Here is a 26,163-nt window from a genome sequence, read left to right on the forward strand (position 1 = left end):
CTAACTAATATAAATTTTTTCAAGTTGTTTAACCACTGTCCTTACATCGAAGTCAGAGTTTTTTAACTTACTAGCAAATTCTTCTCTATTATTACTTCCACTTTTATAGAGTTTCATAATATGTTCTGCCCATTTTGCTGTTGCTAAATCTAATGATAGATAATTGGCATTACCTGTTATATTAGTAGTATAAGGAACAGTATCAGACACTATACAATTTAATCCTGATGCTTGAGCTTCTACTAAAACAGTGCCGAACCCCTCATATAAGGATGGAAAAACAAAAAGATCCATACTATTTAAATAATCATTAACATTTTCTTTATAACCAACAATCTGCACTTTATCTTCAAGATTTAATTCTTCTATAAATTTAACAATATCTGTTCTTAATTCGCCATCACCTACTAAAACCAGTTTACTTTGTGGTAAGGACTTTAAAAATTCAAAAAAGGTTTCTATTAAAAATTTATGGTTTTTAGCATGCGTGAATCTGCCTATATGACCGATTACATATTCATCTTGAATATCCAGTTCCATTCTAATTTTTTTTCTTTTTTCTAAATTGAACTGGTATTCATTGATATTTATACCATTGTTAATTACAGTACATCTATCATCTAGTTCACCTTTTTTCACCCATTGTATTGCTTCTCGCGAACATCCCAACAAATGAGTTGCTTGTTTTACACATTTTTTTTTAAAGATATTTCTAATAAAATGATAGGATAAATCACCATAAGAAGTGGTTCGAGCATGAATTATTCTTTTTTTTATTTTATACTTTTTTGCATATTTTAATAAAAAATAACTATTATCCACAGAATGACAATGGATAGCACAATAATCATTATTTCCTTTTAGAAAATTCCTAACAGCCTTAATATGCTGTAGTAATCCAACCTTTTTTATTGAAGGTACATAATATACTGAACATCCTAATGATTTGATTTCATCAAATCTTTTATCTAAAGGATCAATATATGTTATCAGATCAAAGTTCACTATTTTATTATCTATTAAATTCAACCAATCTTTAAATCTCTCTTCTATTCCCCCATAACTATATCCAGGTATAAAGTGTAGTACTTTGTTTTTCCTGACTACTGATTTCACAGTTGAACCACCTTTAGTTAATCTTTATTAATTACATTTGAGAACAAAATTATATATTTTTTAGATATCTCATTCCATGAGAACTTATCAACAAGGTTTAAACAGTTTGCAGATAACGAAGATTGATTTGCTTTAATATATTTAATAGCATTTGCTAGTTCATTTACTGAATTAGGCTTGACAGAAATTCCTACAATTTTCTCATCATATTGCTTATCAAATCCTTGTCCTTTGGTATAAATAATTGGAGTGCCTTGACTCATTGATTCCGCATAAACAAGACCAAAGGACTCTTTAAAAGATGGCATAACAAAAATATCACTTTTTCTATAAAACTTTAATAGTTCTGAAGCATCCATAAAGGAGTAATGTCTGACAAAATCATTTTGCATTATAGAGTGCGCATATTGCTCATCTTCAATATCCCCAATTATCGTGAAATTTATATTCAAACCTTCTTTCTCTAACAATTTACAGGCATCTAAAGTAAGTTTCGTATTTTTATTTTTATTTATCTTGCCTACAAATAAAATATTTAAATGATTATTATTGTTCAAAGGGGATGGAAGGTGTTTATTTTCAATCCAATAATCATCCACACCGAAAGGGATAATTTCAGAAGTTCTCATTATTTGAGAATGATATTTTTTAGGGACATATTTACTTAAAACATTTTCTCTATATGTTGAAGAAATAAAAACTACTTTAGATGCGTTCAGGATAATATCCAAACCTATCTTTCTCAAATGAAACATCTTTTTAAAATAAAAATTCACATCTGTGTTTTGTACTATTACTATGTACGGTGTCTTATTGACTTTATTAATAGTCCTAGCTAGGTAGCCATTTGAAAAAAGTGAATATGCTAAAATAACATCATGCTTGTTTCCGTATTTTTCAAATACTACCTTTGCTAACTTCCTATTTCTTGAGAAGAAATTTATAAAATCATATTTTCTTAGACATTTAATAGTATCTACATTTTGTAATTCTACGTTTTTATTATCTTCATAATAGATATTAACTGGGAAAAAAACCTCACCACTTACATTTTCGTTATTATTTATTGAGTTAAGCATATTTTTGTATATTGTTGATTGATTAAAATTCGAGTTCAAATGTAAAATTTCCATATTAGTTCACCTTTTATTAATACTAAATATCATTTTTTTAAATCAAAATAGTATATATAATATATAAGTTTAACCTTATACTTCACCTTGTAAACTGTATGTTGAGCTAATAATTATTGGAGTGATAATTAAATTGCTCTTACAACCTCCAATATTGATATCCCAATTTCTGTGCCTCTTTCATATTAAAAATACCTTTTAGATCAATTAATACAGGGATATGATTTTCTTCATATGTGACGGCTACTTCCTCTATCATCATTGTTTCTTCTTTTAATAAACCAATCGAATCACCATAGAAATCCTTTTGATACTTTCTTTTCAAGTCTAGTAACGAAAGATGTAAAAATTCTTGATGTGGCACTGCAAATACTATAGCATCTGCTTCATCTATGTCCTCAAAATTATGAAGTTCAATTTTGTATTCATCCCATACCTCTTTTGCATCAGCAATTGGATCTACTACTTTAATGTTAACATCATAATCATTAAGTGCATTAATTAAATCTATAACTTTAGTATTTCTTGAATCAGGACAGTTTTCTTTAAATGTTATTCCCATAATAATAACTTTAGATCCTTTAACTTTTTTATCTGCTTGAATCATTTTCTTAATTATATTTTCGGCTACATATTTACCCATATCATCATTAATTCTTCTTCCAGATAAAATTATTTGGGAATGATATCCTAATTGTTCAGCTTTATAAACGAAATAATAAGGGTCGATTCCTATACAATGTCCACCTACTAATCCTGGCTTAAAATCTAAAAAATTCCACTTTGTCTTAGCTGCCTTGAGAACAGATGTCGTATCAATATCCATCTTATTAAAAACTATTGAAAGTTCATTCATAAAGGCAATGTTTATATCTCTTTGAGAGTTTTCAATTACCTTTGATGCTTCAGCAACTTTAATACTCTCTGCCCTATGAACTCCCGCTTCAATTATCATCTCATAAGTTTTTGCTATAATTTCTAGAGTCTCATCATCCATACCAGAAACTACTTTTACTATTGTTTCCAGTCTATTTATCTTATCACCCGGATTTATACGTTCTGGCGAATATCCAACTTTAAAATCTATTCCATATCGAAGACCAGATTCTTCTTCAAGAATCGGCACACATATTTCTTCTGTTACTCCAGGGTATACTGTTGATTCATATACCACGATAGAACCTTTGACTAAATTTCTTCCTACTGTTTTACTTGCTCCAATTACAGGCGCTAAATCTGGAGTCTTGTCCATTGTTACGGGTGTAGGTACCGCCACAATATGGAATTTACATTTTTTTAATTCTTGTTCGTTCGAGGTAAAAATTACTGACGTTTCTCTTAAAATATCATCTCCAACTTCATTTGTTACATCTATACCATTAAGGTACTTTTGAATTTTCTCTACATTAATATCAAAGCCAATTACATCCGCCTTTTTCGCAAACGCAACTGCAATAGGCATTCCCACATACCCTAAACCCACTATTGAAATCTTTTCATCTCTTTTTACTATTTTATTGTATAAATTCATAAAACCCCATCCTTATCCTAGTAATTTTGTTATTTCATCTATATAAGCTGATACTACAATTTTCCGATCAAAATCTACTTCTGCCCTTTCTCTACTTCGTTTTCCCATTAGTATTTTTTCTTCTTTTGATAAATTAATAAATTGTTCCATACTTTTCTTTAGAGATTCTGAATTAGCCACTTCACATAAATATCCGTTATACCCATCCTCTACATTCTCTTTACAACCATAAGTGTTACAAGTTATCAATGGTCTTCCTATAGCTGCACCTTCTTGAAGTACAGTACCTCTTCCTTCACCATAAGAAGGCAATACTATACAGCTTGATTTTGTTATTATTTCAGGAATATCATTTCTTTTCCCTAAATATTTTATTATTCCTTCACTTTCATATTGGCTCAGCAAGTCTACATATTTATTCTCGTCAACAAAACCAACTACTTCAAACTTTACATTTTTATAACTTTGCATGAGCTCCTTAGCAGCGATAAGATACTCTTCAATTCCTTTATCTTTTAAAATTCTTCCAATGAAGGTAAAGGTAATATTTTCATGATTTAATTGTTCCTTAAATCTAAATATATCTAAGTTGACACCTGATCCTGGAACAATTAGAGTATTATGTTTATTTGAAATTATGCCCATTTTGTAATAAAATGCTCTGTTATCCTCATTTAGAAAAATTAATTTTGATGCTGTCTTAAAAGCTACTTTATTTAGAATGATTGCAATGTTTTTTTGCCACATATTTTGGATATAGACGGATCCTAATCCCGTTATTGTATGCATTGTCTTTTTTCTAGAAAACCTCGCTGCCATTCCTCCATATGTATTAGGTTTAATTGTATAAGTAAGTACTAAATCAGGCATTATACTTCTAAATATTTTTATATATTGAAAAAATAATTTCATATCAGAGAATGGATTAGTACCTCGTCTCTCAATTGGAGTTTCTATTATCGTACAACCCATTTTCGTAAAAAAATCATTTTCTTCAGATTTAGGCAATCCAAGGAATACTTGATAATCCCGTTTTAATAACTCTTCAACCATTTCTTTCCTAAAAGCATATATAGTTATAAAATGATTTGCTAATATTAATATTTTTTTCATTTTGCTCTTTTAGCCTCCAGATATTCTAGTATTTCATTATGAATCCCCTCTTCAAATAAGATGGGGTTATACCCAAAATCTTTACTGGCCTCATCATAAGGATAGCTCCTGTTTTCACCCATTCTCTGAACTTTTTCAATATAATCAACTTTTCCAACAGATACCACTTTAATAATTTTCGCTAAATACACACTTATATTTAGGGGGACATTAATATAAATAGTTGGTTTATTTAGTTCTTTACTTATTATTTTAAAGACATCAATCATCTTTATAGCTCTATCACCTGAAAGATTATAAGCCTTATTTTCCGTCTCTGCAGGAGACATTAATACTTTATAAAATGCTTTCCCTAAATCTCTCGCATTTACTGGTTGTATCAAGTTTTGACCATTACTAATAATGGGTAATATTCTTAATTTATCAACCATCTTTATAAATTTACTCATATTTCCATCGCATATATCCCCATATATCATGGTGGGTCTTAGTATTGTTACTTGTGTACAACTAGGTAAGTTAGTTAACTCGAAGACTTTCTTTTCCAATTTTTTGTATTCCTGAGAAGCAGTCTTGTAATTTGAAAATATACCTGTAGTATGAACTAATATCACCCTTTTAACATGATGTTCGATAGCCTCTTTCACAATTATTGGGGAATGATGAATATTATATATATGCATTACTATATCTATGCCTTTCATGACCCGTCTTATAAATTCTCCATCGTTTAAGTCCCCGACTACCTTTTCTATATTCAGATTACTTTCATCTAATAATGATGTATCAGAGGTGTTCCTCACAACACATCGAATAAGGCCGTTATAATTATTTTCAATTAATTCTCGCAAAAAATATTTTCCAGTATGACCAGTAATTCCTGTAACTAATAACATTGTTACACCTCAATTATATTTACTATCTAACTTTCTATAGACCCTTTCCACCTATACTTGTTACATCATTCTTTTCTTGCCTTCCTTCAATCACACCATCTTTTTTCAAGACGCTTATAACCGTCCCAAAGAAACACTTAGTATCCATCCAAAGGCTAAGCTTTTCTACGTATTGTCCGTCTAGCTTGGCCTTTATCTCGATTGGAAGTTCATCTCTTCCATTAATCTGCGCCCACCCGGTAAGTCCAGGTGGTACATCGTTTGCTCCATACTTGTCCCGTTCATCAATTAAATCGTATTGGTTCCATAAGGCTGGTCTTGGACCGATGATGCTCATTTCACCAACAAAAATGTTCCATATTTGTGGTAGTTCATCAAGCGACGTTTTTCTCAAGAATTTTCCCACCTTGGTAATATATTGATTGGGATTTTCTAATAGATGGGTCGGCGTGTCCTTAGGAGTATCAATCCTCATTGTCCTGAACTTCAAAATGTGGAAATAGGTCTTGTTAATCCCTACACGCTTTTGCTTGAAGAATACAGGACCTTTAGAATCCAGTTTGATGGCTACAATCAACAATAAATACACCGGCGATAAAATAAGAAGTCCCAAGAAAGAAAGAATGACATCAATGACTCGTTTGATTTTTAGATACATGCCAGTTAAACACCCCTTGATGATTATTTAGTAAATTAGTACTTACTTGATCATGAGTCAACTAACTACTAATCAACTAATTTACTTTTGGTACGCCACTGCTTATTTTTTCCATTCAGTTACCTCACCAAGGAAAGGAATTAAACCCTTTACCCGGCTGAATATTTTATCTACGCATTAATTTCTTTTGCACCCATCTTCTGAATAATGCTCGTTAAGTACTCCAATAACTCATCCTTGATTTCTTCATTCTGCAGTGCAAATTCTATCGTCGTCTTCACAAACCCTAATTTCTCACCGACGTCATATCGTTGGCCTTCGAAGTTATAGGCAAACACCCGTTGAATTTCATTCAGTTTTTGGATGGCATCTGTTAATTGAATTTCTCCTCCAGCACCTTTTTCTTGTTGTTCTAAAAACATGAAGATTTCAGGCGTCAAAATATACCGGCCCATAATTGCTAAATTGGATGGTGCCGTTCCCATCGCCGGTTTCTCAATGAATTGGTTTACTTGATATCTTCTTCCCATTTGTTCGGAAGGATCGACAATACCGTAACGATGTGTTTCGTTCTCTGGAACGGTTTGTACACCTATGACAGACGAAAGGGTTTGATCATATTCGTCTATTAACTGTTTTAAGCAAGGTGTTTCTGCTTGGACGATATCGTCGCCTAAAAGAACAGCAAATGGTTCATCACCAATGAATTTTCGTGCACACCAGACAGCATGTCCTAATCCTTTTGGTTCTTTTTGTCTAATATAGTGAATTTCCACTTTAGAAGAGGCTTGAACCTTCTCTAGTAATTCAAATTTGTTTTTCTCCATTAAATTGCTTTCGAGTTCAAAGGCATTGTCAAAATGATCCTCGATTGAGCGTTTGCCTTTTCCTGTTACGATGATAATATCCTCTATTCCGGATGCTACAGCTTCTTCCACGATATATTGAATGGTTGGTTTATCTACAATCGGAAGCATTTCCTTAGGCATCGCCTTAGTGGCTGGCAAAAACCGTGTTCCTAAACCCGCCGCTGGAATGATCGCTTTTCTTACCTTTTTCATCTTTCTTCCCCCTTCTACTTACCTCGCTACTGAAAAATCTTTGTTCTTTCTCCGATTCGCTAAATTGATTACAAACTCTTTTAGTTGCATTGTCGATAAATCATCTTGTGAACGTAGCAGATACTCAATTTCCGCTTCCTGTTCCAACACGGCTTTTCCAATGAATATCTTAGGGAATACGGCCTCACTGTGTACTTCTTTCTCCCCTAATAATTCCTCATACATCTTCTCACCCGGTCTGATTCCTGAATACTTAATTCCTATTTCTTCTATTGTATAGCCAGATAGTTGAATGAGGTTTGTCGCTAGATCCACGATCTTAACGGGTTCACCCATATCGAGGACGAAAATCTCTCCACCTCGTGCCAGGGAACTTGCCTGAATGACCAGACGGGAGGCTTCCGGTATCGTCATAAAGTATCGCGTCATATCTGGATGAGTAACGGTTACGGGTCCACCCGCTTGGATTTGCTTCTTGAATAGAGGGATGACACTTCCTCTGCTTCCTAAGACATTACCAAAGCGAACGGCAACAAATTTGGTAGAGCTGTTTTTAGCCAACTGCTGGATAATCATTTCGGCAATCCGCTTTGTTGATCCCATGACGTTTGTCGGGTTAACGGCTTTGTCCGATGAAATCATCACGAATGCTCCGACGCCAAACGTGTCTGCAGCTTCTGCTACATTCTTTGTCCCAAATACATTATTCTTCACGGCTTCGCGCGGGTTGTATTCCATGAGCGGCACATGTTTGTGTGCAGCCGCATGATAAACGATATTTGGTCGATAGTTGTCCATTACTTCAAATACTCTATCTCGATCTTGTATATCTGCAATGACAGGGATGATTTCAATATCATCAGCATGTAACTTTTTCAGTTCCATATCAATTTGATAGATGCTGTTCTCTCCATGTCCTAGTAGAATGAGTTTTTCCGGAGAGAAGCGGCATATTTGCCGACAGATTTCGGACCCAATTGATCCACCGGCCCCTGTTACTAGAATGGTTTTAGCTGTAACGTATTTAGATATGTTATCAATATCTAATTCCACTGGTTCTCGTCCTAATAAGTCTGCTACTTCAACTTCTTTAAATTGATTGACTGCCACATTTCCTAACATGATGTCTTCAATCATCGGCATGATTTGTGTCTTGGCATTTGTTTTGATACATTCTTCAAAGATGACCTTTAATTCCTTTTTACTTAATGAAGGAATCGCAATGACGATGTTATCAATATGGAATTTTTCAACAATTTCCGGAATCTGTTTCGATGTGCCTGCAACAGGGATTCCAAGAATGTCTAATTTGTTTTTTTTCGGATCATCATCAATAAAGGCCACTGGTTTTAATTCCGTATCATGATTATTGAGAAGTTGCCGGACGACCATGGTGCCCGCTGATCCGGCTCCAATAACCAAGGTGTTTTTGATTTCCACTTTATTCTTAATATAGCGATCACGTAATACTCTCCAGGAAAAACGCGAACCACCAATCAGGATAACATGCATCATCCACGTCAACGCCATTGCCCTCACGTAAATATCTTGAAAAACGATAACTTGAATGAGAACGACTGAAATAATAGATAACGTGACAGCTTTGACAATGGAGATTAATTCTCTAATACTGGCATATTCCCATGCCTTTTTATAAAGCTTGTATATTGAAGCGAAGAAATGATGGCTGATTAATAGAGAGATGGAACTGACTAGTAGTGTCGTCAACTTAAATATTTCAAAATATGGATGTAAGAATAAATAACTTGCATAAATAGCTGATAAAACAATAATCGAATCTAGTGCTGCTAATATTGTTAGTCGCTTGCGATAGGCCAATTTAAACTTCCCTCCCTTAAATAAAAGTTTGTAACGCACTTCTTTATGACACTTTAGTTACACTCGGTTAAGTCTTACTATACTAAGCACTTTGCTGAGTTACTTCCCAAATTAAATTGATTCAAAATATCCCTAAAAATTTTTTCTTTTTAATTTTCTCCGGAATTTCTCGATAAACAGGTTTCCCCTGCACAAGTAATTCTGCATTATCTAGGAACAAGTCAATCCAATCTACGCCAAACTTCTTTTCAATCACATCAAAGGCTTCATTCATCTTGAAACTTCTGCTGGTGATATTATGAGCATCAGACGAAATGAAGTGAGTTAAATTGGATTCAATTAATTGCATGGTGAATTTTTGAATGTTTTTTCCAAAGGCTCCGGAAACACTGGCTGCCGTCACTTGCGTTAGTGTTCCATTTGTCACAAAATTATAGAGGAGATCTGGGTTGTTGATTAGTTCTTGATTCCTTTCGGGATGGACAATGATGGGAGTAAGGCGTTCGAATTGAATGTCAGCTAGCAGTTGGTCCGTATAACGCGGAACATGGGCTGTTGGAAGTTCAACAAAAAGGTAAGTACCTCCATCATTTAAGGTGACAATCTCATTAAGTTTATAATCTTTTAAAATCTCTCCATAAATCCTTGTCTCTTGTCCTGGTAGAATCTCTAACGGAATCCCCTCTTTAATTAAGGTTCTATTCAACTCTGCTACTTGGCTTATGATATCTAATTTACGATTTTCATATTTTCCATTTTTGTGATGTGGTGTAGCAATAATCTTATGAATGCCTTCCTGAACGGCCAATCTCGCCAACGCCATGCTATCGTCGACAGTTTGAGCACCATCATCAATCCCCGGTAATATGTGTGAATGGATATCGATCATCTTATCACCACCCCCTCTATGTAAATCTTAATACCCAATAAAATTACTTTTATTACCTTTTTCATGTTTTTTATTCAAAAAATCAGGAAATAAGCCACTTATCTACTTATTTCCATAATAATAGGAATATTGGTCATTCTTTTGCACTTTTTTATTATTCAGAACGACTCCCAGAAGATTACAAGAGGCTGACGTTAATTGTTCTTTCGCCTTTAATGCTTGTTCCACCTCTGTTTTTCCACTAGAAACGACTAGTATCGTACCATCACAGCTATTCGACAAAATTTGTGCATCCGTTACTGCTAAAACTGGTGGTGTATCCATTATGATGACATCAAATTCTTGATAGAATTGTTCAAATAACTCAGTCATTGATTTGGATCCAAGAAGTTCTGCAGGATTAGGTGGAATGGGACCACTCGATAAGACAAACAGGTTTCTTTCATCTGTTTCAATTGCTGCTTCATGTAACTCCATTCGCTTTGTTAAAATGTTTGTTAATCCAAATGTATTCGGTAAGTTGAAAGTGTAATGTACGGTTGGTTTTCTTAAATCAGCATCAACAAGCAGGACTCTTTTTCCTTGTTGCGCAAATACGACAGCAAGGTTTGCCGCTGTTGTGGATTTTCCCTCTCCCGGTGCTGAAGAGGTAACCATGATGGAACGTACTTCTTGATCGACAGCAGAGAATTGGATGTTGGTTCTAATCGTTCGATATTGTTCGGATATAGGCGATTGCGGATTTAATTTCGCAATCAGCTTTCGTTTTGTATCTGACTTTTTCTTTTTATCTTGGGGAGCCAATGGATTCACCTCTTCCTCTTGCTGTTCTTTCCTTACGTGACTTCATATCATCTTGTCCATCAAAGATATTTATAACACCTAGTACTGGTAAGCCAAGTTGTGTCTCAATATCTTGTTCTGTTTTGATTGTATTATCTAAATATTCAAGTAAGAAAGCGAGACCTACTCCAGCCATTAATCCGACTATGAGCCCAATTGCAATATTCAATAATGGCTGTGGCTTAATAGGTGAAGGGTTCTCAGCATATTCAGCATTGGCCAATATCGTTACATTATCCACATTCATAATTTCGACGATTTCCTTTTGGAATACTTCAGCCGTTTTATTGGCAATATCTACTGCAAGCTTGGGATTTGCATCCTCAACCGTAATATTGACTACTTGTGAATTCTGTTCACTTGCAACCATAATCTTTTCGTTTAACTCTGCTGGAGTCATGTCAAGACTTAGGTTACCCTTCACTTTTTCCAATATCGCCGAACTTTTAATGATGACATTGTATGTATTAATTAATTGCAGATTCGTTTGGACCTCGTTGTTGCTATAAAGTGCTTCTTCATTCTTTGATTGATTAACGAGTAATTGTGTCGATGCCTGATATATCGGAGTTAAGAGAAAATAACTGACAACACCACTCACAAAAACGGCAAGTGCTGTAATGATAATGATTAGATTCAATCTTTTCCTCAAGGTTAAAAATAGGTCTTTTAAACTAATCGTTTCTTCCATGATTCCCTCCAAATTTTAATTAACAACTATGGTAGTATATCACAATTAATTGCCAATAAGTTTTTTTTTGCCATAATTATAGGCGAGTTACTATTTAAATTAAAGCAAATTTTATCATAAAATGGTATAGTTATAAACTAATTGGTATTATTTGCATAATTAATTAGAATTATATGGAGGTTAACCATGAAAGTCTTTTTACCTATTTTTATGATTTTTGCATGTACTGTATCTTTAGTATTAGGAAATATTAATTGGCAGGATAAAGTCTCAAATGCTAGCAACATACCATTAGAGACAAGAGATAAAGTAGGATCTGACAAATCTACTCCTTCCAACAAAGATCTAGTAATGTTCACAGAAAATTGGCCAGAGAAAAGTAAAAAGGTATATCGGGAAAGAGTAGCAGATGGAAAAGCATTTAAGATTTTGATCGTCGGATCGAATTCGCTAGGCGATAAGGATTACAATTTACCTGATGAACTCGGTAAACGAATGAAAGAAGTATACGGTAAGACCGTTCAAGTCGACGGATTAATTTATGACCTCATGTCGTCCCAGTTTGTAATCCAAGGCAAGCAAAAAGACTTAATTGAGAAAAAAGCTGATTTGATTTTATTTGAACCGTTCACTTTAAAGGATAATGGGAATGTGGCTATTGCTGATTCACTTGATAATCTTACGAAAATAATGGAGGATGTCGCTGCTGCAAACGAAGATACACAGTTTATTTTACAGCCCCCTAACCCTTTATTTAATGCGACATATTATCCTAATCAAGTGAAGGAATTGAAGAATTACGCCGAAGAAAGAAATATTCCTTATCTTAATCACTGGAGTAATTGGCCGGAACAGGATACAGAAGAAATGAAAGATGTTTTAAATGAGGACCTTGAATTACCTAATGAAGATGGTTACAAAATCTGGAGCATGTATCTAGAGGAATTTTTCATCAATTGATCTTAATAACGAACAGCCGCACCTTTTAAAGATGCGGCTGTTTTTATTAGACGTTGTAAGTTATTCCATGTAAGAGATCCTAAAACATTCTAAAATAAGCTGAAAAATTTCTTTGTTTGAATTTTTTGTGGCATTTCCTTGTAAGCTAGTTTCCCCTGCACAAGCAGCTCGGCATTGTCCATAAAGAGATACACCATGTCGGTACCATAACTTTTTTTAATCTCGTCAAAAGCCTGAACCATGTGGAAGGACCTACTTTTAGTATTGTGGACATCAGATGCTACATAATGAGTCAAGTTCAATTCAATGAGCTGTTGGGAAAACTTTTTAATTTTCTTACCATATCCGCCTACCAAGCTTTTGGCTGTAATTTGTGTCATCGCGCCGTTTTTGACAAGCTTATAAAGCTTATTGGGTGAATCTATAAACTCCTGGTTCCTTTCAGGATGAACAATAATTGGGATAAGTCCCTTCATTTGAATATCATATAATAAAGATTCTGTATAAGCAGGAACAGAGTCTGTAGGCAATTCAATAAACAGATATCTTTCCCCATCATTTAGTGTTAAAATTTCTCCATTTTGATAGTCCGCTAGTATTTCGCCATATACTCTTGTTTCCTGACCAGGCAAAACTTTTAAATCGATAGCTTCCTTTTGCAATACATCATTTAGTTCTGTTACCCTCTCTAAAATATTCATTTTTGGGTTTTCATAGAGACCATTTTTATGATGCGGTGTGGCAATAATCGTGTGAATCCCCTCCGAAACGGCCAGTTTCGCTATAGCTAAACTTTCGGTAATGTGCTTAGCCCCATCATCTATCTCAGGTAAAATATGAGAGTGTATATCAATCATTTTTTAAGAAAGCCTCCCTCTCTGTCGGTCTTTTTTCATATTTGTTTAGTCTAATTTAACATTTTTATGTGTCTTTAACAAACAAATTCGCACTATTCATGAATTTTTTGTGTCTTTTTACCCTTTACATACCCATTTTATTTATTTTTTTACTTTTTTTATAGTTATAAGGGATTAGTTGGTATACTTTGGAATATCTCTTTATTCCCACTGCTCAAGAAACTCGTCTATGGTTGAAATAGTGCTGTACGTAAGCGAATTATAGAGTGTGAGGTGAAAACAGCCTCCTGTTAAATCAGGAGGCTGTTTCTATTTTATTTTTTCGCTTTGACCACAGTAACGATTCTGGCTTTGCTGGTATATCCTGCTTTGCTTTTGGCTGTAACGGAAAGTTTTGTTCCTGCCTTTTGTTTTGTCTTGATCGTAACTTTAAATGTTCCCGCGCTGTTGGTTTTTGCTTTGCCAAGCTGGCTGCTTCCTTTTTTAACGGTAACGGTCGAGCCTTTTTCAGCTTTTCCTGTAATGGTTTTAGCATTATCCTTGACTGTATGAACAGTTGGCTTTACAACATAGTTCACAGCCCTTTTGGCATTTACGCGTCCATTTCCGTAAAGGTCGTCTCTTCCTTTTTTACCTAGGTCATCGGCCGTGCTGAATAAGCGTTCTTCGACCTGCGTATTCGTCAAGGAGGGTTTGTTCCCCCATACCAAGGCTGCGACCCCTGTGACGATAGGCGCGGCCATCGACGTTCCTGTCATATAACCATACGATTTAGAAGGAAGCGTTGAATAAATCGAATCACCTGGTGCAGCCAAGTCAATATTGGTTCCATAATTGGAATAGTCGGCAATACGATCTTTCTTGGACGTCGCACTGACAGAAATGACGTTCTCATAGGAAGCAGGATAAGTGTTCCAATAAGTATCATCATTCCCTGCTGCCGCAACTATGATCAATCCTCTATCATGGGCATACTGGATGGTATCATCAAAGCTATAGGAATAATAGTAATTGCCCAGACTTAAATTGATAATATCGGCACCATACTCCACCGCATAATAAAGTGCATAGATGACATCAGACGTGTAGCAAACATTTCCTTCGAATACATTAATCGGCATAACTCTAGTTTTGGGTGCAATCCCCGTACCGCCAGATCCATTATTCATGGTAGCCGCAATGATGCCGGAGACATGTGTACCGTGTTCACCTGCCGGCAAATAGGCACTACTAAAGTTCACCATGTTATAGGGAGCATAAAATTTCCCTTTTAAGTCGGGATGGTTCAAATCTGCACCATTGTCAATGACAGCAACGATGATATTTTCCGAGCCCTTCGTCTTGTCCCAGGCTTGTTCAGATTGAACCAACTTGTGATGGTATTGCTTTGTATAATGGGGATCACTCGGATTTTTCATCATATGAATGAGATGATCTGGTTCCACGTATTCAACGTTTTTATCTTTTTCTAGTTTCTTTATAAAACCATCAACACTTGTCTTATCAGGGACTTCCATCGTTTTCAATAGCCCCTGATGATCTATCGTTTTCTCGCTGACCTTATACTTTTTCAGGCTACCTTCTTTGGCTGAAGATTTCAATTTGACAATGACTCGGTTCGTTTCTATTTTGACCGGATTTGGCTGTTCAGCCGCTAGTATTTTAGCGTTCCCCGTTCCTAAACATATTTGCATACCAAAGACACTGACAACTAGTAAAGAAAAAATCCACCTCATACTCATCCCCTCTTTCTCATACTCTTGAACTACAACTTTACCATTTATTAACAATAATTTAAATACTATTTCACGGCATTCATGACAAAAAAAAGCTTCCCAGATTCTCGGAAGCTTCCTTTCTATAGCAGTTTTACTTTTTCACGGTCACTTTTCTTGACTTACTTGCATTCTTTGCCTCGTCTTTTGCGTAGACATACACGATTTTCCCGGCACTTTGCTTGGCAATCTTGACCGTGAAGCTACCTTTGTTCGTAGCTTTGGCAGATCCGATGACTTTGCCTGATGTTTTGACAGAAACGGTTGAGCTTGCTTCTGCCTTCCCCGTCACCTTTGTTGTTTTAGGCGTAACTTTATTGACTGTCGGCATGCTTGGGGCGGTTTTATCCTTGACCGTCACTTTTTTTGCAGGGCTTATGTTTCCCGCTTTATCGGTTGCGGTTAAAGTCAGCACTTTTCCAGCCTTTTGCTTTTTCGTCATCGTCACGGTGAATGTGCCTGAGCTGTTGGTGGTTGCCTTTCCAAGCATAGTGGTTCCCGTTTGGACGGTCACTTTGGAACTTGCTTCCGCTTTCCCCGTCACCTTTGTTGTATTGTCACCCACAGCATTTACTGTCGGCTTAGGTGGTGCGGTTTTATCGGTGACGGTAAGGAAGACCGGCACGCTTTTATTACCTGTTTTATCGACTAATCGTACATACACTTTCTGGCCAGCCTTCTGTTTGGCAACCATCGCTGAAAATGTCTTTTCCCCGTTGATTTTCACCGTGGCAAGTGTTATTTTCTTCGTATAAATGAAGACGGTTCCGGTTGTAAACTGGCTAGGTATCGTCCCTTTAATCTTTGTATCCCTATCTGAGATGCCTGTCACAGAAGGTCTACTGAGGGTCTTCATCTCAAGCGCCTTTTTTGCATTGACACGCCCGTTACCATAATAGACATCTTTTCCTTTTGTGCCTAGATCGACAGCCGAATCATATATCCGGTATTCCAACGCTAATTGGGAAAGTTTCGGTTCGTTGGACCAAATCAATGCGGCTACACCGGTAACAATGGGTGTCGCCATGGACGTACCGCTCATATAGGCATATCGATTATTAGGAAATGTTGAAAGGATTTTGTCCCCGGGGGCTGTAATATCCACCGATGAATCGTAATTGGAATAAGTGGCGCGCTTATCTTTTGAAGTGGTGGCACCCACCGAAATGACATGACTGAATGCGGCAGGGTATACGCGCTTCTTGCTCTTTTTCAAATCCCCTTCATTTCCAGCCGCTGCAATAATCAGTACCTCTTCTTTATACGCCTCTTGGACCGCTTTATCTAGCGCCTTTGAATAATGATTCTCTCCTAAACTCATATTAATGATGTCGGCTCCGTTTTCGATTGCATAATGGATGGCTTCTATGATATCAACCGTATCTGCATATCTCCCATCAAAAACGTTAATCGGCATAATTTTTATAGTAGGGGCCACACCTGCGCCTCCTAGTTTATTATTAGCAGAGCCGGCAATGATGCCCGCAACATGCGTTCCATGTTCTCCTTTAGGCAGGATATTCATTCTCTCACGCACGGTATCATAACCTTTATAAATCTTCCCTTTTAAATCTTCATGATTACGGTCAATGCCATCATCAATGATGGCCACGATCATTTCTTTTGAGCCCATGGTCTTTTTCCATGCAGCTTTCGTCCCGATTTTTTGATGATGCCATTGATCCTTAAAAATGGGGTCAGAAGGACTTTCCATCTTTTTAAAAAGATAGTTTGGTTCTGCATACTCTACCTTTTTCTGATCTTCAAGCTTCTCTATTAGTTTTTCTGTGGTTTCCCCTTTAGGGATGTCTACTGCCTCAATTAATTCGCTGATAGGCTCATCATTTGTTTCTCTATATTTTACAATGACACCATCGGCATTAGGAGCTTCCTCTGCAAAAACGGCTTCTGGCTGTTGAATCGGCAAAAATGTTAAAAGAAGTGCGATAGGTACGATGGACCGAAATAACTTTTGCATGGAATCACTCCAATAGATTATTGTGGGTACTTTTCATTAGTTCCCTCTATCTAAATTGTATACTGCTAGATATAGATTTACTAATCTTTTCATCTAGTCAATATGAATCATTTCCATTTTTATCAAAAGAAAAAACCGCAATTTGCGGTTTCAGTGTCCTCCTAAATAGGCATTCTTTATTTCTTCACTCGCCGTTAGTTCCTCAGCTTGACCAGAAAGGACGATGCGGCCCGTTTCCACTACATACGCTCGATCAGCAATGGATAAGGCAAGATTCGCATTTTGCTCGACAAGCAGAATCGTCGTACCCGTTTTATTGATTTCTTCTATGATGCTGAAAATCTGTTTCACCAGTAACGGTGCAAGTCCCATCGAAGGCTCATCCAATAAGAGCAGACGCGGCTTTGCCATGAGGGCCCGGCCCATGGCGAGCATTTGCTGCTCCCCGCCAGAGAGGGTTCCCGATTGTTGCTTCAGTCTCTCAAGCAAGCGTGGAAATAGTTCATATACCTTTTCCATATCTTTTTTGATTTCTGCCTTGTCTTTTCGTAAATACGCACCTAGTTGAAGGTTTTCCTCCACCGTCATGTTGGCAAATACACGGCGTCCTTCCGGAACATGTGAGATTCCCATCTTCACAATCGATTGGGCAGGTTTGCCACCGATTGATTGATTTTCATAAAGAATCTTTCCTTGTTTCGGTTTCAATAAGCCAGAAATCGTCTTGAGCATCGTACTTTTACCTGCTCCGTTCGCCCCAATCAGGGTGACGATCTCCCCTTGGTTGATCGTGAGGGAAACACCCCTTAGTGCCTGTATGTTCCCGTAATATACGTTAATATCCTCGATTGTTAACATTATGAAACCTCCTCGCCCAGATAGGCCTCGATGACTTTTGGATTGTTCCGTATTTCTTCCGGCTTTCCGTGGGCGATCAACTGACCATGATCGAGCACATAGATCCGCTCGCATACACCCATGACCAGTGGCATATCGTGTTCAATCAACAGCACGGTCAAGTCAAATTTCTCACGGATTAGCGCAATCAGTTTCATGAGTTCGTGTGTTTCCTGGGGATTCATGCCGGCCGCCGGTTCATCGAGTAAGAGTAATTTCGGGTTAGCGGCAAGCGCACGGGCAATTTCCAAGCGCCTTTGCTGACCATATGGCAGGTTTTTCGCCTTTTCATCCTTGTATCGATCCAGATTGAAGATCTTCAGGAATTCAATGGCCTTTTCCTCCATTTCCTGTTCCCCTTTAAAATGGGTAGGAAAACGCAAGATGGAACTGATAATGCTATGTTTCGAAAGAGAATGATAGGCTACTTTCACGTTATCAATCACCGAAAGTTCGCTGAACAAACGGATATTCTGGAATGTCCGGCTGATTCCTTTTTGTGTGATTTTATAGGGCGGACGTTTCCTCAAGTTTTCCCCGTCAAGGGATATGGTGCCCTCGGTCGGGACATAAACCCCAGTCAGTAAGTTGAAAAAGGTCGTTTTCCCAGCTCCATTCGGTCCGATCAAACCGACCAATTCCCCCGGATACAACTCGACGTTCACATCGGATACCGCTTTAAGCCCTCCAAACTGGATGCCGACCGAGTCGACTTTAAGCAGCGGTGTTTTTGTTGTTGCCATGGCTGCTGCCTCCTTTACGATTGAACATGGACGTTATTTCTTTAGTTCCCATCAAGCCTTGTGGACGATAAATCATCATCACAATCAGGACAAGGCTGTAGATGATCATTCTTGTTTCTGGATAATCTTGCAGGAATGTCGTGACGACCGTAAGAAGGATCGCCGCCAATACGGAACCGGATAAGCTTCCAAGTCCACCGAGTACGACTAGAATTAAGATATCGAATGATTTCAAGAACCCGAAGTTCGACGGTTGGATGATATAGAAGTTGTGGGCATATAAGCCTCCAGCTATTCCGGCAAAGAAAGCACCGATTGCAAACGCGACAACTTTATAATAGGTTGTGTTGATCCCCATCGAGTCGGCTGCCGTTTCGTCCTCACGGATCGAGATGCAGGCCCTTCCATGTGTCGAACTTGTAAAGTTCCGGATGACGAGAATCGTGATGAGTACGGACCCGAACACCCATGGCCATGTAGTCAAATGCGATACTTGCATTCCGCTTGCCCCGCCTACATAGTCAATATTCAAGAGCACAATCCGGACGATTTCGCCAAATCCCAAGGTCGCGATGGCCAGGTAATCCCCTTTAAGGCGCAAGCTTGGAATCCCGATGATCAAACCGGCAAGCGCTGCGACCAAACCTCCTATAATCAATGCCAGGGGAAACGGCATTTGCAACTTCATGGTCACGACCGCTGAAGCATAGGCACCGACCGCCAAGAATCCGGCATGTCCGATTGAAAATTGACCGGTTATCCCGATGATCAAATGAAGGCTCGTCGCCAAAATAATATTGATCCCGATGAACATGAGCGTATTTTGATAAAAAGGATTCAAAGAACCGCCGCCGATCAATACCTGGACCACGGCGAAAAAGATCAGTGATAGGACGATCGAGAGCCAAAAACCTTTAGCTCGCTTAAAAGTAGTCATAGCTTTGTCTCCCTTATACTTTTTCTTTTTTGTTTTTACCGAACAAGCCTTGTGGCATGAAAATCAAGATAAGAATCAGTACGATAAAGGCTACGGCATCCCGCCATAATGAATAGCCGGCGGCACTGACCAAAGCCTCGATGACCCCGAGCAATAATCCCCCGACCATCGCACCCGGGATGATTCCGATTCCACCAAGCACCGCGGCTACGAAAGCCTTCAGCCCTGGAAGCACTCCCATCAATGGCTCGATCTTTATATAGTAGATACCAAAAATGACCCCTGCTGCTCCCGCTAAAGCGGAACCGATTGCAAATGTTGCTGAAATGGTATTATTGACGTTGATTCCCATCAACCTGGCCGCATCTGCATCGAAAGAAACGGCACGCATCGCCTTCCCGATTTTCGTCCGATGGACAATGATTTGTAGGACGATCATCAATGCGACGGCTACGCCAAAGATCAATACCGACTGGCTGCTTATCGAAGCACCGAAAATGTTGATTTTATCCGAAGGCAATACATCACTTGGATAAGCTTCCGGCTGTGCACCCCGGACATAGATGAATCCATATTCGATTAAAAGCGAAACACCGATGGCGGTGATAAGAGCGGCAATACGCGTTGCATTACGCAAAGGTTTGTATGCGATACGCTCAATTAATACACCAAAGATTGCACAGACCGTCATTGAAATGAGAAGGGCCGGCACGAATGACAGATCCAAAACCGTTATCGAGTAGAAACCAACGAATGATCCGACCATGAAGACGTCACCATGCGCGAAGTTTATCAGTTTAACAATCCCATACACCATCGTATATCCGAGAGCGATAAGGGCATAAATGCTACCGAGAGAAACTCCATTTATTAGCTGTTGTACCAATTCCATATACGACTCTCCTTGAAAAATCCAATTTTATAATGCGGCACGACTATTTTTTCAGTGGGTAAAAAATGAGAAGTCGCCAGCACCTTCTAATTTGAAGAAGGGCCGGCGAAGGCTAAAACCTTTCCAGATCATTCAGGATTGATTTTTGTATTGAATACTTGTTTTCCTTCTTTAAACTCAAGGATCGTAGCAGACTTGATCGGGTTGTGTTTTTCATCTAAGGTAAATGTTCCCGTCACAAGGTTCAGGTCTTTTGTTTTTGCCAAAGCATCCTTGATCTTATCCGAATCCGAAGATCCCGCACGTTTAATGGCATCGACAAGGAAGTATCCTGTGTCGTAGCCTAGAGCGTTAAATGCGTCAGGAGATTTATCTTTGTATTCAGCTTTGAATGCTGACACAAAGTTCTGGATCTTTTCGTCCGGGTCACCTGAAGAATAATGGTTGGTGATGAATGTATTATTTAGGGCCTTCTCACCAGCAATTTCAACCAGTTTAGGAGAATCCCAACCATCGCCGCCCATGAATGGCACGTCCAGACCTGTTTCACGGGCCTGCTTAACGATCAATCCAGCTTCTTCATAATAGCCTGGCAGGAAGATGAAATCCGGTTTTGCGGATTTAAGGCGAGTCAGTGTAGATCGGAAATCAGTATCCTTGGCAATATAAGCTTCTTCCGCTACAACTTTCCCACCATTCTTTTCGAATTGTTCCTTAAAGGCTGCCGCTAACCCTTTTGAATAATCGCTTGCACTATCAATATAGATGGCTGCGCTTTTTGCTTTGATTTCGCTAGTGGCGAAATTCGCTGCCACGGTTCCTTGGAAAGGATCGATAAAGCTTGTTCTGAATACATAATCGTTTAATTTATCATCTTTATATGTGATTTCTGGGCTTGTCCCAGAAGGAGAGATGACCGGAACCTTATTATCCTGGGCAATCTGCACCTGTGCGATTGTATTCGTACTTGTTGCGGCACCGACGATCGCCGTCACCTTATCTTGAGAAGTCAACTTGATGGCACCACTTGTCGCTTCAGCCGCTTCAGATTTATTATCAACTTGTATAAGTTTGATTTTTTTCCCATCAATGCCCTCTTTGTTAATCTCTTCAGTCGCAAGCTTGAGGCCTTCTGAAATCGATTGTCCATAAGAGGCTACTCCCCCTGATAATTCAAGGTTCACACCGATTTTGATCGTGTCTCCCTCTTCACCTTTTTTTGATGTTGAAGCAGAGTCCGATCCGGAACAACCTGCCAATACCCCCGCTGCAAGTGATAACGAAAGAAATGCACTTGCTAATTTCTTCTTTTTCATAATGAACCCCCTATTTTGTAATCTTTGTTTGTGGCGCATGGATATTTATTCAATACGCTGTCTAAATAATAGATAAATATAAATATTTACAATTTAATAAATATTTTGAAAATAGTGTACCGCATAATTTTCACCACGTCTAGACGTAAAATGCATGAACATTTTGTCCAATAGTCTATATCTCATAGACCTTTGCAAGCTATTATTATATCGATATATGCCATCATCGTTTTTAACAGAGAAAAATCAAAGAGTTTCTTTATTTCAATGTTATAAATCCACATTTATCATTGGTCATTTTTTATTCCGTCATTAGTAACATCCAACTTTATCATTTCCTTAATTTTCTATTCTCGAGTATCCTGATAGGTTTTTACACCTACATCCAGCGCGTATCTTTTATACAGATTTCTATTTCAAAATTGTATAATACTATATAAATATGCAGGTATTTCTGCTGGCATATTACAACAAAAAGACCGCCATATGGCGGTCCCTTTGAATCAATCGAGATCACGGATCAATCTTCGTATTAAAGGTTTGTTTGCCATCCACATATTCCAAGATGGTGGCCGATTTAATCGGATCATGGTTTTCATCCAAGTTCAAGGTTCCTGAGACTAATTCGAAATCCTTCACTTCTTCTAATGCTTTTCTGATATTTTCAGATGTTGGATCTCCGGCTCTTTTAATGGCATCAGCCAAATAGTAACCAGTGTCATAGCCTAATGCAGCAAAAGCATCAGGTGTTTTGTTGTATTTCGCTTTGTATGCTGAAACGAAATCTTGAATCTTAGCGTCTTCATCTTCCGGCGAATAGTGATTAGTGATAAAGGTGTTCTTCAAAGCTTCCGCTCCGGCAATTTCCACGACTTTTGGTGAATCCCAGCCGTCTCCACCCATGAACGGGAGGTCCATTCCATTTTCCCGAGCTTGCTTCAAGATCAGACCGACTTCTTCATAGTAACCTGGAAGAAATACGAACTCTGGTTTTGCTGACTTGATGCGAGTCAATGTGGCACGGAAATCAGTATCTTTTGTCACATAAGCTTCTTCCGATACGATTTTTCCTCCATTTTTCGTAAAGGCTTCCTTAAAGGCTGCAGCGAGTCCTTTTGAGTAATCGCTTGCACTGTCAACATAAATGGCAGCGGTCTTCGCCTTTACTTCATCTGTTGCGAAATTGGCTGCAACGGTTCCCTGGAATGGGTCGATGAAACATGTTCTAAACACATAATCATTCAATTTTCCAGCTTTGTTCGTAATATCGGGATTGGTTGCGGTTGGTGTAAGTAGAGGAATCTTGTTATCTTGTGCGACTTGAACTTGTGCCAACGTATTCGTACTAGTAGCCGATCCTACAATCGCCACTACTTTATCCTGACTGACAAGTTTAATCGAACCGTTCGTTGCTTCTGCTGCATCCGATTTATTATCCACTTTTTTAATTTTAATTTTCTTACCATTAATTCCTTCTTTATTGATTTCATCGATGGCCAATTGCAAACCATCCATTGCAGACTGACCAAATGAGGCCGTCCCACCTGACAATTCAAGGTTGGCACCAATTTTTATGGTGTCTCCTGAACTCGATGAACCTCCGCCTGAACTACTGGTTTTCGAGTCACCATTACAACCTGCAAGTGCCCCCGCGATTAATGATAGTGATAAAACCATGCCTGCTAACTTTTTCTTTTTCATTTGAAACCCCCTTTTTCTTTAAAAACAAAAAGAATATTCTGAAAATAATGTATCTCATTCTAGGTAGTTTGTCTATATTTTTCGGTAAAATAGTAAATATATGTAATTATTAAAACGATAAAACTGACCCTGGATCAGAGTCAGTTTACCGCTTATTAATCGTTAACACGACGAACTTCAATATCTTTTAATAGGTCATTGATGACCCAGCTCGCCGCAATTAAGCCGGCTACAGATGGAACGAACGCATTGGAAGATGGAGGCATTTGAGCTTTACGGATTTTCGCATCATCATTACCGACCTCTTTCCGGACATCCTCCCGTATGACAATTGGGCTTTCATCGGAAAATACAACCGGAATTCCTTTTGTGATGCCTTCTTTACGCAATCTTGTGCGGATGACTTTCGCAAGTGGATCGGTATGTGTTTTGGAAATATCGGCAATCTGGAAGCGGGTTGGATCCATTTTATTGGCGGCACCCATACTTGCGATGATTTTGATATTCCGTTTTAGGCACTCTTTCATGACATGCATTTTGTAGATGACCGTATCGGATGCATCGATGACATAATCGAGATTATAACTGAAGAATTCCTCGAAGGTTTCTTCTGTATAAAACATCTTCAAGGCGATGACTTCGCAGTCCGGATTAATATCCTGGATGCGTGCTTTCATCAATTCGGCTTTTGGCTGGCCTACAGTCGAAAGAAGCGCATGGATCTGTCTGTTTACATTTGTGATGTCCACATCATCTTTATCGACAAGGATAATCCGGCCAACACCTGTACGTGCCAACGCTTCGGCTGAAAAAGAACCGACTCCGCCTACACCAAGGACAGCAACCGTCGTGTTTTTCAACCGGTCCATGCCCTCTTTACCAATCGCTAGTTCATTTCGTGAAAACTGATGCAGCATATATTTTCAACTCCAATAAATTCTGATCTTATTTGTGTTCCCAATTAACAATATATCATAAACATCAGGGATGACAAGCAAATATGACCAGTTTTATCGGAATTGGCAGGCTAGTTCATTCGAGACAATTTTTCAAGCAAAATGGCTAACAGGAGTGTGCGTTCTAACAGACTTTCTATCTCTAAATATTCATCTTCGCTATGGGCATGGCCTCCAATCGGTCCGAGTCCGTCAATCGTTGCGATCCCTAATTCAGAGGGAAACGACGCATCCGAGCCTCCACCCGTTTCCGTATCGGTGATGGTGATGCCCAATTCTTCACCAGCTTGCCTGATGATTTCCAATAAGACGGTGGTTTTCTCCGTCTTTTCCATGGGCGGCCGGTCCATCTTACCGCTCAGGATAGTTTTTGTTCCCGCTACAAACGTTTGGGCACAGATATCCTTCATTTGCTTAAAGACGAACTGCGCCTGATTTCTTTTTGAGATTCGCACATCTATTAAAGCTGATGCATGGGGTGCAACTGTATTGACCGCCACCCCGCCTTCTATGATTCCAACATTTACACCAATGCCTAGTTGATGATCCGTTAACCGATGCAGGGCGAGGATCTTATGAGCCAATTCTTCAATCGCACTCTGACCTTTTTCCGGTTCAACCCCAGAATGTGCAGATTTCCCTACAACCTCCACCTTGAATTGGCCGCAACCTCTTCTCGCGGTGACAAGTGAACCATCTGCTCTCGCTGGCTCTAACACAAGCGCGAACTTCTTGTCCTTGGCTTTTTCCGAAATGAGCGCAGCGGACGATGGCGACCCTATCTCTTCATCGCTGTTTAGGATGATCTGTATATGTTTATAGCCGGTTTGTCCAGTCAGCTTCATGCAAAAAACCGCATAAAGAAGCTCGACCAAGCTTCCCTTCATGTCAATAACACCTGGCCCATATGCACGCGGGCCCACCATTTTGAACGGACGTTTCTTCGCCGTCCCTTCCGAAAAAACGGTATCCATATGGCCAACAATGAGAATATGCGGAGACATTGCTTCACGGTGCTGGATGACTAAATGATCGCCATATTTCTCCTGTTTAATTACCGTCACAAGAAAATTAAGATCCTCAAATTTCTTTTTTAAAATCGCTCCGATTTCATCAATTCCTTTTTTTGTATAAGAACCGCTATCGATATTCACAAGCTGCTCCAATAATTGGAGCATTTCTTTCCTTTTCGCGTGCAATAAGTCCTTCAAAGCCCTCACTACTTTCTATCCTCGCTAAAGATTTATACTCCTACTCATAATTTACGAACGTACATTACGGAATGTTCCATAAATAGTGCGGCTATCAGTCGGTTTGATGTTTTTATCGGTCAATTTTGCACTTTTATCAGTCTAATGTAACATTTATCGGTCAAAACTCA

23 protein-coding genes are annotated in these 26,163 nt (G+C 38.4%); 1 reads left to right on the forward strand and 22 read right to left on the reverse strand.

Features of this window, described 5'->3' with window-relative positions:
• From AC503W_RS13645 to AC503W_RS13695, 11 genes are all read right to left on the reverse strand, one after another.
• Complete coding sequence (locus AC503W_RS13645; protein WP_494914493.1) at nucleotides 1-1,116, reverse strand: glycosyltransferase; 1,116 nt, start codon at nucleotides 1,114-1,116, stop codon at nucleotides 1-3.
• A 17-nt stretch (nucleotides 1,117-1,133) separates the two neighbouring features.
• A complete protein-coding gene (locus AC503W_RS13650) occupies nucleotides 1,134-2,249 on the reverse strand; it encodes a glycosyltransferase family 4 protein (RefSeq protein WP_494914495.1) in 1,116 nt (371 codons plus the stop codon).
• A gap of 139 nt (nucleotides 2,250-2,388) precedes the next feature.
• Nucleotides 2,389-3,780: a nucleotide sugar dehydrogenase gene (locus AC503W_RS13655; protein ID WP_494914497.1), complete on the reverse strand. Its 1,392-nt coding sequence runs from the start codon at nucleotides 3,778-3,780 to the stop codon at nucleotides 2,389-2,391.
• Nucleotides 3,781-3,792: 12 nt separating this feature from the next.
• Nucleotides 3,793-4,893 (reverse strand): glycosyltransferase family 4 protein, encoded by a 1,101-nt coding sequence (locus tag AC503W_RS13660; RefSeq protein ID WP_494914498.1) that lies wholly within the window; start codon nucleotides 4,891-4,893, stop codon nucleotides 3,793-3,795.
• Nucleotides 4,890-5,789, reverse strand: a complete 900-nt coding sequence (locus tag AC503W_RS13665) for an SDR family oxidoreductase (protein ID WP_494914499.1) — start codon at nucleotides 5,787-5,789, stop codon at nucleotides 4,890-4,892. Before AC503W_RS13665 ends, AC503W_RS13660 begins: the two co-directional genes overlap by 4 nt.
• A gap of 34 nt (nucleotides 5,790-5,823) precedes the next feature.
• Entirely contained in the window at nucleotides 5,824-6,447 is a 624-nt protein-coding gene (locus AC503W_RS13670; protein WP_494914503.1) for a sugar transferase, read from the reverse strand.
• 170 nt (nucleotides 6,448-6,617) lie between these two features.
• Complete coding sequence (galU, locus tag AC503W_RS13675; RefSeq protein ID WP_494914508.1) at nucleotides 6,618-7,508, reverse strand: UTP--glucose-1-phosphate uridylyltransferase GalU; 891 nt, start codon at nucleotides 7,506-7,508, stop codon at nucleotides 6,618-6,620.
• Nucleotides 7,509-7,526: 18 nt separating this feature from the next.
• The gene (locus AC503W_RS13680) at nucleotides 7,527-9,347 is read right to left on the reverse strand and encodes a polysaccharide biosynthesis protein (protein WP_494914510.1); all 1,821 of its coding nucleotides are present in this window, start codon (nucleotides 9,345-9,347) and stop codon (nucleotides 7,527-7,529) included.
• A 121-nt stretch (nucleotides 9,348-9,468) separates the two neighbouring features.
• Nucleotides 9,469-10,236: a tyrosine-protein phosphatase gene (locus tag AC503W_RS13685; protein ID WP_494914512.1), complete on the reverse strand. Its 768-nt coding sequence runs from the start codon at nucleotides 10,234-10,236 to the stop codon at nucleotides 9,469-9,471.
• A 102-nt stretch (nucleotides 10,237-10,338) separates the two neighbouring features.
• Nucleotides 10,339-11,040 (reverse strand): CpsD/CapB family tyrosine-protein kinase, encoded by a 702-nt coding sequence (locus AC503W_RS13690; RefSeq protein WP_494914514.1) that lies wholly within the window; start codon nucleotides 11,038-11,040, stop codon nucleotides 10,339-10,341.
• Nucleotides 11,024-11,770, reverse strand: a complete 747-nt coding sequence (locus tag AC503W_RS13695) for a YveK family protein (protein WP_494914516.1) — start codon at nucleotides 11,768-11,770, stop codon at nucleotides 11,024-11,026. Before AC503W_RS13695 ends, AC503W_RS13690 begins: the two co-directional genes overlap by 17 nt.
• A 186-nt stretch (nucleotides 11,771-11,956) precedes the next feature.
• On the opposite strand from AC503W_RS13695, the gene AC503W_RS13700 reads away from it, so the two are divergent.
• Nucleotides 11,957-12,730 carry an SGNH/GDSL hydrolase family protein gene (locus AC503W_RS13700; protein WP_494914518.1) on the forward strand — a complete coding sequence of 258 codons (774 nt, stop codon included), beginning with the start codon at nucleotides 11,957-11,959 and terminating at the stop codon, nucleotides 12,728-12,730.
• Between the two features lie 89 nt (nucleotides 12,731-12,819).
• On the opposite strand, the gene AC503W_RS13705 is transcribed toward AC503W_RS13700, so the two are convergent.
• The 11 genes from AC503W_RS13705 to AC503W_RS13755 all read right to left on the reverse strand — a co-directional run bounded on the left by AC503W_RS13705 (nucleotide 12,820) and on the right by AC503W_RS13755 (nucleotide 26,002).
• Complete coding sequence (locus tag AC503W_RS13705; protein WP_494914520.1) at nucleotides 12,820-13,587, reverse strand: tyrosine-protein phosphatase; 768 nt, start codon at nucleotides 13,585-13,587, stop codon at nucleotides 12,820-12,822.
• A 314-nt stretch (nucleotides 13,588-13,901) separates the two neighbouring features.
• Complete coding sequence (locus AC503W_RS13710) at nucleotides 13,902-15,323, reverse strand: S8 family peptidase (protein ID WP_494914522.1); 1,422 nt, start codon at nucleotides 15,321-15,323, stop codon at nucleotides 13,902-13,904.
• A 133-nt stretch (nucleotides 15,324-15,456) separates the two neighbouring features.
• A complete protein-coding gene (locus AC503W_RS13715; protein WP_494914524.1) occupies nucleotides 15,457-17,340 on the reverse strand; it encodes a S8 family peptidase in 1,884 nt (627 codons plus the stop codon).
• A 150-nt stretch (nucleotides 17,341-17,490) separates the two neighbouring features.
• A complete protein-coding gene (locus AC503W_RS13720; protein ID WP_402869791.1) occupies nucleotides 17,491-18,198 on the reverse strand; it encodes an ABC transporter ATP-binding protein in 708 nt (235 codons plus the stop codon).
• Nucleotides 18,198-18,980, reverse strand: coding sequence for an ABC transporter ATP-binding protein (locus AC503W_RS13725; RefSeq protein WP_494914526.1), 783 nt, complete (start codon nucleotides 18,978-18,980; stop codon nucleotides 18,198-18,200). The genes AC503W_RS13720 and AC503W_RS13725 overlap by 1 nt, the downstream gene beginning before the upstream one ends.
• Complete coding sequence (locus tag AC503W_RS13730) at nucleotides 18,952-19,917, reverse strand: branched-chain amino acid ABC transporter permease (protein WP_494914528.1); 966 nt, start codon at nucleotides 19,915-19,917, stop codon at nucleotides 18,952-18,954. The genes AC503W_RS13725 and AC503W_RS13730 overlap by 29 nt, the downstream gene beginning before the upstream one ends.
• Before the next feature lie 13 nt (nucleotides 19,918-19,930).
• Complete coding sequence (locus AC503W_RS13735; RefSeq protein WP_494914530.1) at nucleotides 19,931-20,809, reverse strand: branched-chain amino acid ABC transporter permease; 879 nt, start codon at nucleotides 20,807-20,809, stop codon at nucleotides 19,931-19,933.
• Between the two features lie 128 nt (nucleotides 20,810-20,937).
• Complete coding sequence (locus tag AC503W_RS13740) at nucleotides 20,938-22,125, reverse strand: ABC transporter substrate-binding protein (RefSeq protein WP_494914532.1); 1,188 nt, start codon at nucleotides 22,123-22,125, stop codon at nucleotides 20,938-20,940.
• A 513-nt stretch (nucleotides 22,126-22,638) separates the two neighbouring features.
• A complete protein-coding gene (locus tag AC503W_RS13745) occupies nucleotides 22,639-23,826 on the reverse strand; it encodes an ABC transporter substrate-binding protein (RefSeq protein WP_494914538.1) in 1,188 nt (395 codons plus the stop codon).
• Nucleotides 23,827-23,981: 155 nt separating this feature from the next.
• A complete protein-coding gene (locus AC503W_RS13750; RefSeq protein WP_494914542.1) occupies nucleotides 23,982-24,743 on the reverse strand; it encodes a tRNA threonylcarbamoyladenosine dehydratase in 762 nt (253 codons plus the stop codon).
• 110 nt (nucleotides 24,744-24,853) lie between these two features.
• Nucleotides 24,854-26,002: a M20 family metallopeptidase gene (locus tag AC503W_RS13755; RefSeq protein ID WP_494914544.1), complete on the reverse strand. Its 1,149-nt coding sequence runs from the start codon at nucleotides 26,000-26,002 to the stop codon at nucleotides 24,854-24,856.
• Nucleotides 26,003-26,163 lie beyond the last annotated feature (161 nt).

This window comes from Peribacillus suis (assembly GCF_059384845.1).

Coding starts and splice junctions, on each gene's coding strand:
- AC503W_RS13650 (WP_494914495.1), bottom strand. CDS start 2,249: ATGGAAATTTTACATTTGAACTCGAATTTTAATCAATCAACAATATAC.
- AC503W_RS13655 (WP_494914497.1), bottom strand. CDS start 3,780: ATGAATTTATACAATAAAATAGTAAAAAGAGATGAAAAGATTTCAATA.
- AC503W_RS13660 (WP_494914498.1), bottom strand. CDS start 4,893: ATGAAAAAAATATTAATATTAGCAAATCATTTTATAACTATATATGCT.
- AC503W_RS13665 (WP_494914499.1), bottom strand. CDS start 5,789: ATGTTATTAGTTACAGGAATTACTGGTCATACTGGAAAATATTTTTTG.
- AC503W_RS13670 (WP_494914503.1), bottom strand. CDS start 6,447: ATGTATCTAAAAATCAAACGAGTCATTGATGTCATTCTTTCTTTCTTG.
- galU (WP_494914508.1), bottom strand. CDS start 7,508: ATGAAAAAGGTAAGAAAAGCGATCATTCCAGCGGCGGGTTTAGGAACA.
- AC503W_RS13685 (WP_494914512.1), bottom strand. CDS start 10,236: ATGATCGATATCCATTCACACATATTACCGGGGATTGATGATGGTGCT.
- AC503W_RS13695 (WP_494914516.1), bottom strand. CDS start 11,770: ATGGAAGAAACGATTAGTTTAAAAGACCTATTTTTAACCTTGAGGAAA.
- AC503W_RS13700 (WP_494914518.1), top strand. CDS start 11,957: ATGAAAGTCTTTTTACCTATTTTTATGATTTTTGCATGTACTGTATCT.
- AC503W_RS13705 (WP_494914520.1), bottom strand. CDS start 13,587: ATGATTGATATACACTCTCATATTTTACCTGAGATAGATGATGGGGCT.
- AC503W_RS13710 (WP_494914522.1), bottom strand. CDS start 15,323: ATGAGGTGGATTTTTTCTTTACTAGTTGTCAGTGTCTTTGGTATGCAA.
- AC503W_RS13715 (WP_494914524.1), bottom strand. CDS start 17,340: ATGCAAAAGTTATTTCGGTCCATCGTACCTATCGCACTTCTTTTAACA.
- AC503W_RS13720 (WP_402869791.1), bottom strand. CDS start 18,198: ATGTTAACAATCGAGGATATTAACGTATATTACGGGAACATACAGGCA.
- AC503W_RS13725 (WP_494914526.1), bottom strand. CDS start 18,980: ATGGCAACAACAAAAACACCGCTGCTTAAAGTCGACTCGGTCGGCATC.
- AC503W_RS13730 (WP_494914528.1), bottom strand. CDS start 19,917: ATGACTACTTTTAAGCGAGCTAAAGGTTTTTGGCTCTCGATCGTCCTA.
- AC503W_RS13735 (WP_494914530.1), bottom strand. CDS start 20,809: ATGGAATTGGTACAACAGCTAATAAATGGAGTTTCTCTCGGTAGCATT.
- AC503W_RS13740 (WP_494914532.1), bottom strand. CDS start 22,125: ATGAAAAAGAAGAAATTAGCAAGTGCATTTCTTTCGTTATCACTTGCA.
- AC503W_RS13745 (WP_494914538.1), bottom strand. CDS start 23,826: ATGAAAAAGAAAAAGTTAGCAGGCATGGTTTTATCACTATCATTAATC.
- AC503W_RS13750 (WP_494914542.1), bottom strand. CDS start 24,743: ATGCTGCATCAGTTTTCACGAAATGAACTAGCGATTGGTAAAGAGGGC.